Source organism: Corynebacterium sp. A21 (assembly GCF_052266655.1).
Classification (GTDB): Bacteria; Actinomycetota; Actinomycetes; order Mycobacteriales; family Mycobacteriaceae; genus Corynebacterium.
This window is the reverse complement of record NZ_JBQPQY010000003.1, coordinates 266,569-280,634: the sequence shown is the minus strand read 5'-3', so window position 1 is coordinate 280,634 and position 14,066 is coordinate 266,569. Positions and strand designations below refer to the sequence as shown.

Annotated in this window: 12 protein-coding genes; 3 read left to right on the top strand and 9 right to left on the bottom strand. The window is 61.9% G+C overall.

The genetic code is table 11. From position 1 onward, the window contains the following. Window position 1 precedes the first annotated feature (1 nt). Genes ACTU46_RS07735 through ACTU46_RS07715 form a run of 5 tightly spaced genes read right to left on the bottom strand, consistent with a single transcriptional unit; the run spans window position 2 to window position 4,683 of the window. Entirely contained in the window at window positions 2-643 is a 642-nt protein-coding gene (locus ACTU46_RS07735) for a CoA transferase subunit B (protein WP_443380673.1), read from the bottom strand. A 1-nt stretch (window position 644) separates the two neighbouring features. Continuing rightward, window positions 645-1,355: a CoA transferase subunit A gene (locus tag ACTU46_RS07730; RefSeq protein ID WP_443380672.1), complete on the bottom strand. Its 711-nt coding sequence runs from the start codon at window positions 1,353-1,355 to the stop codon at window positions 645-647. Then, entirely contained in the window at window positions 1,355-2,599 is a 1,245-nt protein-coding gene (locus ACTU46_RS07725) for a fumarylacetoacetate hydrolase family protein (protein WP_443380671.1), read from the bottom strand. Before ACTU46_RS07725 ends, ACTU46_RS07730 begins: the two co-directional genes overlap by 1 nt. Before the next feature lie 29 nt (window positions 2,600-2,628). Beyond that, a complete protein-coding gene (locus ACTU46_RS07720; protein WP_443380670.1) occupies window positions 2,629-3,468 on the bottom strand; it encodes a hypothetical protein in 840 nt (279 codons plus the stop codon). Between the two features lie 3 nt (window positions 3,469-3,471). Further along, window positions 3,472-4,683, bottom strand: coding sequence for a homogentisate 1,2-dioxygenase (locus tag ACTU46_RS07715; RefSeq protein WP_443380669.1), 1,212 nt, complete (start codon window positions 4,681-4,683; stop codon window positions 3,472-3,474). 49 nt (window positions 4,684-4,732) lie between these two features. Here ACTU46_RS07715 and ACTU46_RS07710 point away from each other — a divergent pair, with 49 nt between their 5' ends. After that, window positions 4,733-5,323: a MarR family winged helix-turn-helix transcriptional regulator gene (locus ACTU46_RS07710; protein ID WP_443380668.1), complete on the top strand. Its 591-nt coding sequence runs from the start codon at window positions 4,733-4,735 to the stop codon at window positions 5,321-5,323. Window positions 5,324-6,129: 806 nt separating this feature from the next. On the opposite strand, the gene ACTU46_RS07705 is transcribed toward ACTU46_RS07710, so the two are convergent. The 3 genes from ACTU46_RS07705 to ACTU46_RS07695 all read right to left on the bottom strand — a co-directional run bounded on the left by ACTU46_RS07705 (window position 6,130) and on the right by ACTU46_RS07695 (window position 9,806). Then, window positions 6,130-6,654 (bottom strand): GNAT family N-acetyltransferase, encoded by a 525-nt coding sequence (locus ACTU46_RS07705; protein WP_443380667.1) that lies wholly within the window; start codon window positions 6,652-6,654, stop codon window positions 6,130-6,132. Window positions 6,655-6,792: 138 nt separating this feature from the next. Further along, a complete protein-coding gene (locus ACTU46_RS07700) occupies window positions 6,793-8,331 on the bottom strand; it encodes a mannitol dehydrogenase family protein (protein WP_443380666.1) in 1,539 nt (512 codons plus the stop codon). A 47-nt stretch (window positions 8,332-8,378) separates the two neighbouring features. Continuing rightward, complete coding sequence (locus tag ACTU46_RS07695; protein WP_443380665.1) at window positions 8,379-9,806, bottom strand: RbtT/DalT/CsbX family MFS transporter; 1,428 nt, start codon at window positions 9,804-9,806, stop codon at window positions 8,379-8,381. Between the two features lie 210 nt (window positions 9,807-10,016). Between ACTU46_RS07695 and ACTU46_RS07690 the strand changes: the two genes are divergently transcribed. Both ACTU46_RS07690 and xylB read left to right on the top strand, forming a co-directional pair. Then, a complete protein-coding gene (locus tag ACTU46_RS07690) occupies window positions 10,017-10,871 on the top strand; it encodes a DeoR/GlpR family DNA-binding transcription regulator (protein WP_443380664.1) in 855 nt (284 codons plus the stop codon). Continuing rightward, complete coding sequence (xylB, locus tag ACTU46_RS07685) at window positions 10,872-12,266, top strand: xylulokinase (RefSeq protein ID WP_443380663.1); 1,395 nt, start codon at window positions 10,872-10,874, stop codon at window positions 12,264-12,266. A 102-nt stretch (window positions 12,267-12,368) separates the two neighbouring features. On the opposite strand, the gene ACTU46_RS07680 is transcribed toward xylB, so the two are convergent. Further along, window positions 12,369-13,541: an NAD(P)-dependent malic enzyme gene (locus tag ACTU46_RS07680; protein WP_443380662.1), complete on the bottom strand. Its 1,173-nt coding sequence runs from the start codon at window positions 13,539-13,541 to the stop codon at window positions 12,369-12,371. Window positions 13,542-14,066 lie beyond the last annotated feature (525 nt).

Genomic DNA, 14,066 nt, shown 5'->3' with positions numbered 1-14,066 from the left:
GTCAGTTCTCCAGTTCCACGGTGTAGGCAGCTTCGGTTTTCTCGGCGATTTCCTCTTCAGTGACTCCTGGTGCGAGGTGGCGGAGGATGAGGTGGTCTGCTGCAACATCGAAGTCACCGAGGTCGGTGATGATGCGGTTGACGACGCCGATACCGGTGAGCGGTAACTCGCACTGCTGTTTCAGTTTGGGGTCACCATTGCGGGTGGTGTGCTCGGTCAGCACGATCACCCGCGGAGTTCCGGCGACGAGGTCCATGGCGCCACCCATGCCCTTGACCATCTTTCCGGGGACCATCCAGTTCGCGAGGTCACCGCCCTGGGAGACTTCCATGGCACCCAGAATGGCCATGCCCACATGCCCACCCCGAATCATGCCGAAGCTGGTGGCAGAATCAAAGATCGAGGCACCGGGTACCAGGGTTACTGTCTGTTTTCCGGCGTTAATCAGGTCGGCATCTTCTTCTCCGGAGTAGGGGAAGGGCCCCATCCCGAGAATCCCGTTCTCGGATTGGAGCATCACCCGAACGCCTGCGCGGATATGGTTGGCCACCAGGGTCGGAATCCCGATGCCCAGGTTTACATAGTCTCCATCTGACAATTCCTGGGCCGCACGGGCGGCCATATCTGCTCTAGTCCAGGCCATGTCAGGCCTCCTTTTCACGGACGGTGCGTTGTTCAATGGGTTTTTCCCGTGGTGCCGCCTGGAAGATGTGGTTGATGTAGACCCCTGGGGTCATGATGTCGTCTGGGTCTAACTCACCGCGGGGCACCAGATCCTCCACCTGGGCGAAGGTGATGCGTCCGGATTCGGCGCACAGGGGGTTAAAATTCCGGGCAGTGCGGCGGAACCGCAGGTTGCCGTCCTCGTCGCCGAGGGCGGCATGGACCAGTGCGATGTCGGCGACGATCCCACGCTCCTGGAGATAGATCTGGCCGTCGAATTCCGCGGTGGGCTTTCCCTCTGCCACGAGCGTGCCGACGCCCGTCGCGGTGTAGAAGGCGGGGATGCCTGCACCGCCGGCACGGAGTCGCTCAGCCAGAGTCCCCTGCGGGTTGAATTCGACCTCGAGTTCGCCGCTGAGGTACAGCTCGGCGAAGAGTTTGTTCTCTCCGACATAGGAGGACAGCACGCGCTTGACCTGACGGTTCTCCAGTAGGAGGCCGAGTCCGGCACCGTCGATCCCCATATTGTTGGAGACGATGGTGAGATCCTTGGCCCCGGTGTCACGCAGTGCTTCGATCAGCTCGAAGGGGTTACCGGACAACCCGAATCCACCCACCGCGATGGTCATACCGTCCTGGACTACCTCGCGTAGCGAATCCAAGACGGGGCCGGAGATGATCTTGTTCGACATCAGTTGTCCTTCCCGGTGGCTGGACGAATGGTTCCTAGGCACTCACCGAAGTCAATGACGGAACCATCCGGGCCCGGTGCGCTGCCGGTCAGCCCGATGGTCTGGCCATCCTGGAGGAAGAACATTTCATTGCCATCAGCAAGTTTGACCGGTTCCTTGCCGCCCCAGGAAAGTTCGATGAAGGATCCTCGCTGATCGACGCCAGGTCCTGAGACAGTTCCGGAACCGAACATGTCACCCGGACGCAATGATGCTCCATTGACCGTCATGTGGGCCGCCATCTGCGGTGCGGTGTAGTACATCAGCTTGAAGGGAGGGCGTGATAGCTCTTCACCATTGACAGTGACTCCCATGGTGATATCGAGGCCATGGGGGCCACCGGTGGAGTCATCATCGCGTAGGTATTCAGCCAGCTCGAAGGTCCGTTCCGGGGCTGGATGGCGAGCCTCGGTGAGTGCATCCCAAGGAACAACCCAGGTGCCGACGGTGGAGGCGAAGGATTTGCCGAGGTAGGGGCCAAGCGGTACGTACTCATAGTTCTGGATATCGCGTGCAGACCAGTCATTGAAAAGAAAGACCCCGAAGAGGTGTTCTTCAGCAGCCTGGCGTACCGAGACCTCGCCCTTCGGAGCGGAACCGCCCAACACGAAACCGATCTCAGCCTCGATGTCGAGGCGTCGCGACGCCCCGAAGATGGGGTTTCCCTCGGGGTTCGGCAGCAGGCCCTTCGGGCGGACGACATCGGTACCAGAGACCACGATCGAGCCTGATCGGCCGTGGTACCCGATGGGTAGGTGCTTCCAGTTTGGCTTCAGCGCGGCTTCATTGGGTCGGAACATCTTTCCCAGATTCGTCGCATGGTGCTCCGATGCGTAGTAGTCCACGTAGTCCGCTGGAGTAAATGCCAGCTGGTAGGTGACTTCGTCGATACCTGAGGTGGCGGCGGCTACCGTATCGCCCAGTGACTCATCTCTTACCGTGTCCTGCAGCCACTGCCGGACCAGTCGCCACACCTCAACTCCAGCACTCAGTAGCAGATCCAGGTTTGGGGAACCGATAACCGTGTGAGCCCGCTCATCAAGGCCCGGCACTGAGATGGCGAGTGCCGCGAGGTTGATGACACGGTCGCCGAGTCGCGCGCCAAGATGGAAGGTTTCACCACCATCGGTAGAGAAGGAACCATAGGGGAGGTTTTCGGGGCCGAATCCCTCGATGGACAGAGTGGTGGCTGCGCTGGTGGGCATGAACTTAATCTCCTTTGATAAGTGGTGGTCTAAAAGGTCTGAACAGTTTGAAGGCTGAGTTGACCGATCTCGCCGAGAGTTTCCGTGGGCTCACTCAGGGAGCAGGTACCGAAGGAAAGGAAGCTGTCTCTCCAGTCATCGGATGCTGCAAGCGCTGCGGTGACCACCTCGGCATCATTACTGTTGAGCAGGGACAGCGCCCTTTCCCGGGGGGCTCCGGATTGTAGCGCCGCAGTAGCGGCAGCGATATTGAGGAATCCGAAGTGATCGAAACCGGTGTGGGAATCGGTGTAGCGCAGTGCGCGGTGAAGACCTGCCGTCAATTTGAAAGGCAGTCCAGTTTCGACAGCTGCCGTGAGAACCTTGATTACCTGCTCTGCAGAAGGAAAGAAGTGGGCGTCAATCCCACCGGTGCGGAACTTCAGGGACAGACCATTGGTCTTCAGTGTGGCTAGCGAATCATGGTTGACTGCATCCGCCGTCAATTCAACGTAGACCTCGATGTTCTGGTGCCTGGACTTGAAGGCCGCAGCCTGTTCAATGCCGAGTGCGGGATTCTCACCGACCTTGACCTCGATAGCGGAAACACTGGTGTTCGGAGATACTCCCGAGAGTTCGGAAATGAGCTCAGTGGCCTCCAGTAGTTGCTCGGTTGGGAGGACGACTGAGATACCTAGCGTTTCCCCCTTGGCTAGCTGGACTGCCTCCAGGACCTTGGCCAAGGGAAGAATCAGGGGGCCGATGAAATCTGAGGTGACCTGGTGTCGGAAAGTACGGATATGTTCGGCAACTGCGGTGTCCAGTGGCGCAAGCCCCGGTGGGAAGACAGCAGCATCATCGAAAAAGCCGTGGTACGTGGACTCTCTCATCGACTAAGCCTCTCCGATCCAGCGACCGGCAGTCCAGGAGGACTTATAGGCTGGATCATTGGCGGCCAAAGCAGCTTCACCGAGTAGCAGGGGCTTGAAGGTATCGACCATGACCGCAGTCTCATCGAAGAAGTCCTTCCCGATGGAGGCTTCCATCGCGCCGGGCTGAGGACCGTGCGGATGCCCACCGGGGTGCAGTGAGATGGATCCCTCCTTGATGCCAGAACCCTTGCGCGCTTCATAATCACCCTCGACGTAGAACATGACTTCATCAGAGTCGACGTTGGAGTGGTAATAGGGCACCGGAATCGCATCCTCGGCGTAATCAACCTTGCGTGGGACAAAGTTGCAAACAACAAAGTTATGGCCCTCCCAGACCTGGTGGGCCGGCGGCGGCTGGTGCAACTTTCCGGTGATGGGCGCGTAATCGTAGATGCTGAAGACGAAGGGATAGAGGCAGCCGTCCCAGCCGACAACATCAAAGGGATGATGCGGTAGAACGTGAATGGTGCCGGAAACCCCTGAGGGGCCGGATCCACGGTGCTTGATGTAGAGCTCAACATCTGATCCTTCGGCGATCATAACCTCCTCCGGAATTCGGAAGTTTCGCTCGAAGAAGGGGGAATGCTCAAGGAGCTGGCCATAGCGAGACATGTAGCGGTTTGGCGGCGCAATATGGCTGTTGGCTTCAATAAAGTAGAGACGAGCCTCTTCGCCATCGCGGAGCACCCAACGGTGAATGGATGCTCGGGGGAGCATTACATAATCGCCCTGGGAGACCTCAAGCGGCCCAAACATGGTCTCCACCAGGGCAGATCCGCTTTCGACATAGACGCATTCATCGCCGATGCCGTTCTTGTAGAGCGGGGAGGTGGCGTTGACCGTGGCATAGGAGAGCCGCACATCAGAGTTGCCCATCACAAGGCGACGGTGCCGAACTGCGTCGACGGCGCCGTTATCGCCCTGGAACTCCAGGTCATGAAGTTTGAGGTGGAGCGGAAGGAGTGGTTCATTGGGCACCAGGGTCTGGTCCGGCAGCTCCCATTTGCGGGCATCAACCAGGGCAGACGGAATGTTCCGGTGGTACAACAAGGCGGAGTCCAAGGAGAAGCCCTCTTCGCCCATCAGTTCCTCGTAGTACAAATTGCCGCTATCGTCGCGCAGGGCGGTATGCCGGTGCTTCGGCAGTTTTCCGAGCTTGTGGTAGTAGACCATGGTTGTTCTCCTAGACTGTCTTAAAAAGTGAAAGGATCCGGTGGTGGTTGTGAGCGATTGGCAGGACACAGAGCTGACAGTGACGGATAGCGAGGCTGTGGCTGGCACCTCTCGGGAGCATCTCGACTATTGGACTTTTAGTCTGTTGGCTCGGGAGCGGGTTATTGAGGAGTTTCCTGAGATCAATCCAGATGTAAATGGGCTGGTCCTCTACCTCAACCGTGCTTCCGGTCATCTGACAGCTGAGCTTGAAACGGAGGTGCATAAACCACAGGGGCTGAGTTGGGCGGGTTATCGTCTGCTATTCGTACTGTGGATAGCCGGTGATCTGGAACCACACCGTGCAGCGGTGCTCACCAACACCAGTCGAGCTTCGGTATCCAGCCTTTCCCAGCGGTTCATTCAGGAGGGTCTGATTCACCGTCGACCGTCCTCCACCGATGGAAGATCGGTAGTGCTCTCACTGGCAGATGCCGGCCGGGACAAAGTTCGTGCTGCATTTCTCGCCCAAGATGAAGCGCAGAAAGGGTGGCTATCCGTTCTCACTGACACTGAGCAGGAAATCCTGCGGATGCTATTGGCGAAAATGATGGAGTCGTGGACTCGATCTGGTTCTGGAATAGAAATAGATCGGGACTGAACTTCTTCAATGTGCAGTTGGGTGAGGGTGGCTGTGCCGTCGCTTCTCTATTGAGTTGTGGGGTTTTGAGTTCGGGGTCTTGAATCAGCTCATTTGCATGGCCTTTTCCTGTCGGTGCGTACGGGGTGGTGGGTTTTCAAAGCCATCGCTGTGACTGAACTCACCGTATATCCGATGGTAAATTTTGTCAATTGATTTACTAGTTTTCAGGCCATTGGGCGCCTAGGTTTCCATGCCTTTGGACAAGATCTGGCACTTGAGGTGCCGTTTCCTTGAGGGGCCCTGCGGGGGGCCGTCACGGCGGGCTGTCCATATGGTTCGATCCTGAACTAGAAGATGGAGGTGATGCCGGCCAGTCCTGAGTTAAGTGCCAATTGGGGAAGTTTCCCGATGGAGTTGTCACTTTCGAGGCGCAGGGCTCTGGAGATTTGGGCCTATCGCATGTGGATGTCGGAAGTCCTGGAGTCGCTGTCGGGGCTAACTGGCCGCCGTTGACATCAGATTTCCACGTTCAGTGCCTGGGCGATGAACGTGGAAAGAGTCATTTTTCCAGCGCTCTTCATCTGAATTTGAAACATTTGGGATGAAGATCAGTGAGCAGGTATGGAAAAGCACTCGATGGACACTTTCGGAGGCTGGGACGAGCTTCGGAGCTCAAATCTCGCGTCAGTTTTTGAGAGGGGCCTCATCGGTGTGCGGGAGGGGATAGGCGGCAGAGTGGCGTGGATGTTGTGCCCCTGTCTAACAGGTGCTCCCGCCGGAGGTTGACTAGCTTTCCAAGCTCAGGGCATGGGGAACTACAAGAACTACTGCTTATCCCAGTCCGGTTGGCCGAAGGCCGCGTGGTAGCTGACAAAATCCTGCGGGGTGGTGCTGTCGCCCAGGTTCAGGGCTAGAAGTTGGCCTTCTGGGGCGTTGCGGAAGGCCAGGCCCTCGATCTTCCGGAAACCGAAGCGCAGGTAGAACTCCGGGTCGCCGAGGGATACCACGCCACCGGCGCCGCCTTCCCGTAGTTCCTTCAGGGCGGCTTCCATGAGGGCGCGGCCGATGCCAGCATTCTGGTATTCAGGATCCACGGCCACGGGACCCAGGCCGTACCAGCCGCCGGTGCCATCAGAGATGGTGATGGGGGAGGCGGCAATGTATCCGGCGAGGTCCAGTCCTTGGATGGCTACCAGGGATAGGGAGAGGACATCGGCATCGCGCAGGCTCTCGACGATCTTCGGGAGATTGTGGGCGGAGTATTCGGCCTGCTCGTATGAACGGGCGACAATGTGGCGGATCGCGGTAATGTCCGCTTCAGCTTCGCGACGGATCCAGGGCTTGTCCATGATCCCGATCCTACGGTTAGCGGGAGTGAAGGACTCCCGGAGGGTGTCGCCCGAACGGCAGCGGCCATGCATGGGAGGGGTGCTCCGCCGCCCGGAAGTCGGGAGGCACCCACCCGGAGGCCGGGTGAATGACAAGAATTAAGCCTGAATGGCGTGATCCGGTGAGGCCGCTCCAATGCCCGCCAGAATCTGATCTAGTGTGGCTTCGGCACCCTGTTTATGCAGTGAGTTCAGTGCTTCGGCGTAGGCCGCCACAAAGCGCTCGGAATCCACCAGATCGCCGAAGAGTTCACGGTCGCGGAGGAAAGCCAGAATATCTGAATGGTTGTGGGAGGCGTTCTCCTTGATCCGGTCAGTGAGGCGATCAATCACCTTGATCGGCTGACCCTGTTCATCCACCCCCTCGGCATAGCGGGCCCAGGAGGCGACGATCGCGGCGGAGAGCGCCACCTGTCCATCATTGGCCAGGTTCTCGTGGATCACCGGGAGCAGCCATTTCGGGATCCGGTCGGAGGACTCGGCGCATAGCCGCGGCACGGTGTCCTTGACGGCGGCGTTGCCGAAACGGGCGATCAGCTGGTGACGGTAGGCATTTAGGTCCACGCCGGGCAGTTCGTGCAGGGTCGGGGTGGCTTCTTGCTCCATGTAGGCGAGCAGGAAGCGGCGGAAGCGTTCATCGGCCATGACATCGTGAACCATATGGTGGCCGGCGAGGTGCCCGAAGTAGCACAGGCCCTGGTGGGAGGCATTGAGCAGGCGCAGCTTCATCAGCTCATAGGGTTCGACCTCTTCAACCACCTGCACCTCGACCTCTTCATAGGCGGGGCGGCCGGCGGTGAAGGAATCCTCAAGCACCCACTGGGTGAAGTCCTCGGAGACCACCGGCCAGGCATCCAGGTAGCCGGTGGCGGCGACATCGGCACGGTCACTGTCGGTGGTCTCCGGGGTGATGCGGTCGACCATGGAACTCGGGAATTTCACATTGTCACGGACCCAGGAACCCAGGTCCTCGGAGACCGACTCGGCGAACGCAATGAAGTGTGCCGCGGCCAGCTCGCCATTGCCCTGGATATTGTCGCAGCTCATGATGGTGAACGGCGCCTGTCCGGCCGCCCGGCGTGCCATCAGCGCTGCGGTGATCAGGCCGAAGAAGGTCTGCAGGCCAGCAACCCGGCCGGCGATGAGCTCGGCGATGTCCGCCTGTATCCGGGCGTTGCCGTGGTCGAAGCCGCCGGAGGCGGGGTCGATGTTGTACCCGCCTTCGGTGACGGTGAGGGAGACGATGCGGATCGCGGCGTCGCTAAGCGTGTCCACGGCGGCCGTCGGGTTCTCGGGGGCGAAGACATAGTCGATGATGGCGCCGATGACCCGTTGCTCCAGCTCGCCGGCGGGGGACTTGGTGCTCAGGGTGTAGAGGTGGTCCTGGCTGGCCAGGGCATCGCGCATGCGTACATCGGAGGGCATGACGCCCATGCCGATGATGCCCCAGTCCAAGGCTTTCCCCTCATTCATGAGGCGGTCGAGGTACATCGCCTGGTGCGCGCGGTGGAAACCACCGACCCCGAAGTGGACGATGCCCGGGGTGACCTGGCTGCGCTCGTAGCTGGGAATGCTGGCGCCTGAGGCGGCGGCCACCGCAGCGAGGTTGGCGGTGTTGAGCTGGATGGGCTGGTTCATGAGGTTCTCCTGGGTGCTCGGATGAGGGGCGTTCTGGTACAGGTGAATTACTTGGGTGCCACCACGGTGGCGGGAATGGCGAGGTCCTCGATCTGCGCGTCCTCATCGAGGGCGGGGAGCCCGTCAAAGCCGGGCTGGGTGCCGCGAAGCTTGAGTACCATCGCGCCGGAGAGCAGGTAGAGGGCGACCATGACCAGGATCAGCCCGGTGGGGCCGATCAGCGGGTGCAGGACCGCAACCAGCAGGGGGCCGACGGCCACGGCACCGCCCACGCCCAGGTTGTAGGTGGCCATGGCGGCACCGGGGTGCTTCGGGTCGAGGGAGACGGCGATCGCGGAGAGCGGGACATAGCCGGCCAGCGTGACACCGAAGAGGGCGCCGGCGGCGACGGTGAAGCCGAAGACCAGGCCGTCGCTCAGGCCGAAACGGACACCGAAGTAGGGGATGAAATAGACCAGTGAGAGGGTGACCGCGCCGCCGACGGCACCGGCCCAGAAGACGGTTTTGGCCCAGCCGCGCTTATCTCCGAAGCGGCCGAAGAAGGGGTTGAAGGGCAGATTCACCGCATAGATGACGGTGGTCAGCAGCAGGAACCAGCCGAGCTGCCAGCCCAGGTCATCGGTGAAGAAGGAGGGGAAGAACACCGCCATCGCGTAGGTCGGGATGGAGTTGATGGTGCGGATATAGGTGACGAAGCGGGCCCGGCGGTCATGGCGCAACAGCTTGAAACCCTGGCCGAGGGTCTGGGAGACCAGCTCCGGGTTGGACACCAGCGGGTGACGGCCGCGGCGTTCCTTCACGCCGATCAGGGCGATCAATGAGCCGATGATCACCAGTACCAGCGACACCCAGAGGGTTTCGTAGAAGCTCAGGTTGATGAACTGCATGGAGACGGTGGCCACCAGCGCACCCAGCGTGGGCAGGCCCGCGGAGAACGCCACATAGAACCAGCCCACGCCGGTGCCCAGGTGTTTCGCCGGAGCGGTCGCGGTGATCCACACCAGGAAGCCGTAGGCGAAGAAGGGGTAACCGAAACCACGCAGGCCATAGGTGAGGAAGATCAGCCAAGTCTGCTCGGAGGTGAGCGCGACGCAGAGGAAGGCCAGCTCAAAGATGATCCAGATGCTCGCGCCGAGGATCATCACCTTGCGCGGTCCCCAGAGGTCGGAGAGCGCGGCGGCGAAGAAGGCGGCGATCGCCACGGCCACACCATAAACGGTGACCAGGGTGCCGGCGAGGGAGATGCTGAAACCGTGCTCGGAACTCAGGAAGGGCTCGAGGATATTGGTTTCCACGCCATCGCCGATCATGAAGATCGTCAGGCCGATGAAGCCGAAGATCAGGGCGCGGGGGATGCCGATGCGATCGAGGAAGCTGTGGTGCGCACCCGGATCGCTTATCGACGCCGTGCTCGGCGGGGGAGTGTCCTTGTCGGTCGCGGGGGATCCGGCGGCCGGGGTCTTGGATGCTGACATGGGCTCTGCTCTCTGTGGGGTTCCACGATGAAACCTGTTGAATTTCACTTCGAGATGTTGTGTCCGGTGTTGGGTCTTGGTGGACTTGTGTGCCGGTTCACGGTTTGTTTCCGTCAATTTAACGCCATCATGTTAGAAAAATGCAAGAGTCAACATGAAAATGTTAGACAAGTGTGGTTTTCTGCAGCTTTAACATGGTAGTTTTTTCACATGGCCCGAGTAATCCCTGCCACGACGCAGGAGCGGCGAAGAGAACGCATCGTCGCCTATATCACCCGTCACGGTTCCGCCCGGGTGGAACAGCTGGCGGAACATTTCGACGTCAGCGCGATGACCATCCACCGCGACCTGGAGGCACTCGCCGCGGAGAATCTCCTCGAGCGGATCCGGGGCGGTGCCCGTTCCCTCTCGCCCTCGATGAGCGAGCTGGCAGTCGGCCAGCGCCGCCACCTGCACCGCACCACCAAGGAAGCGCTCTGCGCCGCAGCGGCCCGGCTGATCCCGGAGGGTGCGGTCGTCGCCATCGATGATTCCACCACCCTTGAGGCGCTGGTCGAGCGGCTGCCCGAGCGCAGCCCTTCCGCGCTGATCACCCACTCCCTGAAAGCGATGAGCGATCACCGCAAGCGCGCCGGGCTGACCGACATCCGGCTGATCGCCTGCGGTGGGCTCTACTTCGCGGAGACCGATTCCTTCCTCGGCACCGCCACTTCGCAGCAGCTCGCGGGTCTCTCGGCGGATATCACCTTCGTCTCCACCACCTCGCTGCGCACCACCGGTTCCACGGCGGCACTGTTCCACCCGGACATGGAGGCCGCGGACACCAAGCGGGCGCTGATCGGTATCGGCGCCATCCGTGTGCTGGTGCTGGATTCCTCCAAATTCGACTCACCGGGAGTTTTCCGCGTCGCCCCGCTCGACGACTTTGAGCACATCATCGTCGATCACCGCTGCACCCGCGAGCAGCACGAGATCCTCACCCGCTCCCGTGCCCAGATTCACGTGGTGGGCCCCGATGGCAACGCATATGATTCCCATAACACCCCCGAAGAAGAGGACATCTAAATGGCCCTGGTCCTAGGAATCGACAGTTCCACCCAGTCCTGCAAGGCGGTGCTTGTCGACGCCGCCACCGGCGAGGTCGTGGACCGCGGCCGGGCCTCCCATCCCAACGGCACCGAGGTTGATCCCGCCGCCTGGATCGAGGCGCTCGAGACCGCCACCGCCGGCCTGCTGGAGCGTGCCGATGCCGTCTCTATCGCCGGCCAGCAGCACGGCATGGTCGCATTGGATGCCGAGGGGGACGTGGTACGCCCGGCGCTGCTGTGGAATGACACCCGCTCGGCCCAGGCTGCCGCGGACTTGAACGCGGAGATCGGTGGCGTCGGGGCCGCCGTGGAGCAGACCGGCAGTGTCTACCTCGCCTCCATCACCGCCACTAAGCTGCGCTGGATGCGGGACCAGGAACCCGAGAATGCTGCGCGGACCGCTGCCGTCCTGCTGCCCCATGACTACCTCACCTGGCACCTGTTGGGGCGCACCCGCATGGTCACCGATCACGGTGATGCCTCCGGCACCGGCTACTACAGCACCCGTGACCGTGCCTGGCGTCCCGATCTGGCGGAGCTGGCACTGGGGCATGCGGTGCAGTTGCCGGAGCTGTTGGGGGCTTCGGAAGCTGCTGGTCGAGTGGCCGCGTCCGTTGCATCCGGTGGTGCCCTGATGGCTCCCGGTACCGGTGACAATGCCGCCGCCGCCCTGGGGCTGTGCCTGGGGGCGGGTGATGTGAGCGTGTCCATCGGTACCTCCGGTGTGGCCGCCGCCGCGGTCCAGCACAGCGTCCATGATCCTTCCGGGCTGGTCACCGGCTTTGCCGATGCCACCGGCGCCTACCTACCGCTGTCCTGCACCCTCAATGGGGCACGTGTCCTGGAACTCGGCCGACGCCTCCTCGGCGTGGAATGGCAGGAGTTCGATCAGCTGGCACTGGCTGCCGATGCCGGTTCCCGTGGTCTGGTGCTCCAGCCCTACCTGGACGGCGAGCGCACCCCGAACCGCCCGGAAGCCACGGGGGTGCTGGCCGGTCTGACCACCGCCACCACCCGCGAGGACTTCGCCCGGGCCACTGTTGAAGGCCTGCTCTCCTCCATGGATGATGCGGTGAGTGCACTGGTGGAGGCCACCGGAATTCCAGCCAAGCGCATCCTGCTCATCGGCGGTGGCGCGCAGTCGGAGGCGGTCCGCAAGATCGCCCCGGAGATCTTCGGGGTGGACACCGTGGTGCCGGAACCCGCCGAATATGTCGCCCTCGGTGCCGCCCGCCAGGCTGCCTGGGTACTCTCCGGGGAGCAGGAGCCGCCGCAGTGGGCTGTTCCGGGGTCCGAGGTGGCCCGCGCGGATAAAAATGTGGAGCTGGGGGAGCGTTATGCCCGGCTGCGGGAGGCAACACAGGAGTGGTAAGCCTGCGTTGACTGGAGGTCCCGCGTCCTAACTTTTATTGACTCCGAAATAGGAACAGCCCAACACATCTTTTAACGTGTTGGGCTGTTTCGCACTAGGTTCCTATCCCTGCGCTGCAGCCGCCTGGACTGCGGCGCTGACCGCCGGGGCGACCCGGGGATCCAGCGGGGAGGGCACGATGTGCCCGGCGTCGAGGGTGTCGGCGGCGATCTCGGCGATGGCGCGGGAGGCGGCCAGCTTCATCTCCGGGGTGATGGCTTTGGCGTTGGCGGCCAGTGCGCCATGGAAGATGCCGGGGAAGGCCAGAACGTTGTTGATCTGGTTCGGCAGGTCACTGCGGCCGGTGGCCACGACAGCACCATAGCGGCGGGAGAGCTCCGGGTCGATTTCCGGGGTCGGGTTGGCCAGGGTGAACAGAATCGGCTCGGGGGCCATGAGCTTCAGGGCTTCTTCGCCGATGTTGCCGCCGGAGACGCCGATGAAGGTGTCTGCGTCAGTGAAGGCCTCATTGATGCCGCCGGTGATGCCACGCGGGTTGGTCTTGGCAGCGAGTTCCGCCTTGACCGGGGTGAGATCGCCGCGCCCAGCTTCGATGATGCCGCGGGAGTCCAGGACGACGATGTCCTTGGCACCGGCGTCGAGAAGCATGTCCACCGCAGCGACCCCGGCCGCGCCAGCTCCGGAGATCACGATGCGCAGCTCAGCGAGCTCACGTCCCAGCAGCTTGATGGCGTTGCGAAGTGCTGCCAGAATAACGATGGCGGTGCCATGCTGGTCATCGTGCATCACCGGGATGTCCAGACGTTCGATCAGCTTGCGCTCGACCTCGAAGCAGCGCGGGGCGGAGATGTCCTCGAGGTTGATGCCGCCGAAGGAAGGCGCCAGTGCGACGATGGTGTCCACGAGATCGTCGACCTCATGGAGGTCGAGCACCAGCGGGATGGCCTTCAGCCCGGCGAAGGAGCTGAACAGCTGGGCCTTACCTTCCATCACTGGGAGAGCTGCCTGCGGTCCGATGTCGCCGAGACCGAGCACGGCGCTGCCATCCGAGATGATGGCGACGGTGTTGCCGATGCCGGTGTGGGTGCGTGCGACGGCCGGATCTGCCGCGATGGCCTGGCAGACCGTGGCCACGCCCGGGGTGTACGCGAGGGAGAGGTCGCGCATGGTCTCCAGCGGCCGGGCCGAGGAGATCGCGAGCTTGCCACCCTCGTGGGCGGCGAAGATTTCTTCGGTGGTCAGCGCTTGTGCGTTCTGGGATTCGGTCGGGGCCATCGGGGATCCACCTCTAGTTGGGTTTGCAGGACAAACCTTCAAACTACAGAACCGTACTCTGTTCGTGAATTAGCGAAGGTGTGCGAAGGGCGAACTTTCCGCTGAGCAGTGGGGATGGCCCCTCCCTCCCCCGGCAGTGATGAATAAAAATGTGGTCAGGCCAAATGCCGGTAGTTTGCCGATTGTCCGGCGCTGGTGGATCGGCAGGCGGTCCGCCCCTGACATGTCCATCTCTGCCCGTCCGGTGCTGGTGGCGGGGCGCTATCAGGGTCTGGAGTCCCGGGCCGGGATGGGGCGTGGGGCCTCGCCGCTCCCGGCGGCGTCGGCAAGTGCAGTTTGGGGCGGGTGCCGGCCGCACTTCAGCCTCGGGAATGGCACTGCCGGGGGAGAGCGCCGCCCCGGAACCCCGGTGGGCGACCTTCATGCTGTGCCCGGATCACCTCTGGGGTTCGGGTCCGGTTCTGGCTGCTGCGCGCGCTTCCCACATTGACCCTTCCGATTCTGTCTGTCCAGGCTAAACGGACT

Coding starts and splice junctions, on each gene's coding strand:
- ACTU46_RS07680 (WP_443380662.1), bottom strand. CDS start 13,541: ATGGCCCCGACCGAATCCCAGAACGCACAAGCGCTGACCACCGAAGAA.
- ACTU46_RS07705 (WP_443380667.1), bottom strand. CDS start 6,654: ATGGACAAGCCCTGGATCCGTCGCGAAGCTGAAGCGGACATTACCGCG.
- ACTU46_RS07725 (WP_443380671.1), bottom strand. CDS start 2,599: ATGCCCACCAGCGCAGCCACCACTCTGTCCATCGAGGGATTCGGCCCC.
- ACTU46_RS07735 (WP_443380673.1), bottom strand. CDS start 643: ATGGCCTGGACTAGAGCAGATATGGCCGCCCGTGCGGCCCAGGAATTG.
- xylB (WP_443380663.1), top strand. CDS start 10,872: ATGGCCCTGGTCCTAGGAATCGACAGTTCCACCCAGTCCTGCAAGGCG.
- ACTU46_RS07700 (WP_443380666.1), bottom strand. CDS start 8,331: ATGAACCAGCCCATCCAGCTCAACACCGCCAACCTCGCTGCGGTGGCC.
- ACTU46_RS07690 (WP_443380664.1), top strand. CDS start 10,017: ATGGCCCGAGTAATCCCTGCCACGACGCAGGAGCGGCGAAGAGAACGC.
- ACTU46_RS07730 (WP_443380672.1), bottom strand. CDS start 1,355: ATGTCGAACAAGATCATCTCCGGCCCCGTCTTGGATTCGCTACGCGAG.
- ACTU46_RS07720 (WP_443380670.1), bottom strand. CDS start 3,468: ATGAGAGAGTCCACGTACCACGGCTTTTTCGATGATGCTGCTGTCTTC.
- ACTU46_RS07695 (WP_443380665.1), bottom strand. CDS start 9,806: ATGTCAGCATCCAAGACCCCGGCCGCCGGATCCCCCGCGACCGACAAG.
- ACTU46_RS07715 (WP_443380669.1), bottom strand. CDS start 4,683: ATGGTCTACTACCACAAGCTCGGAAAACTGCCGAAGCACCGGCATACC.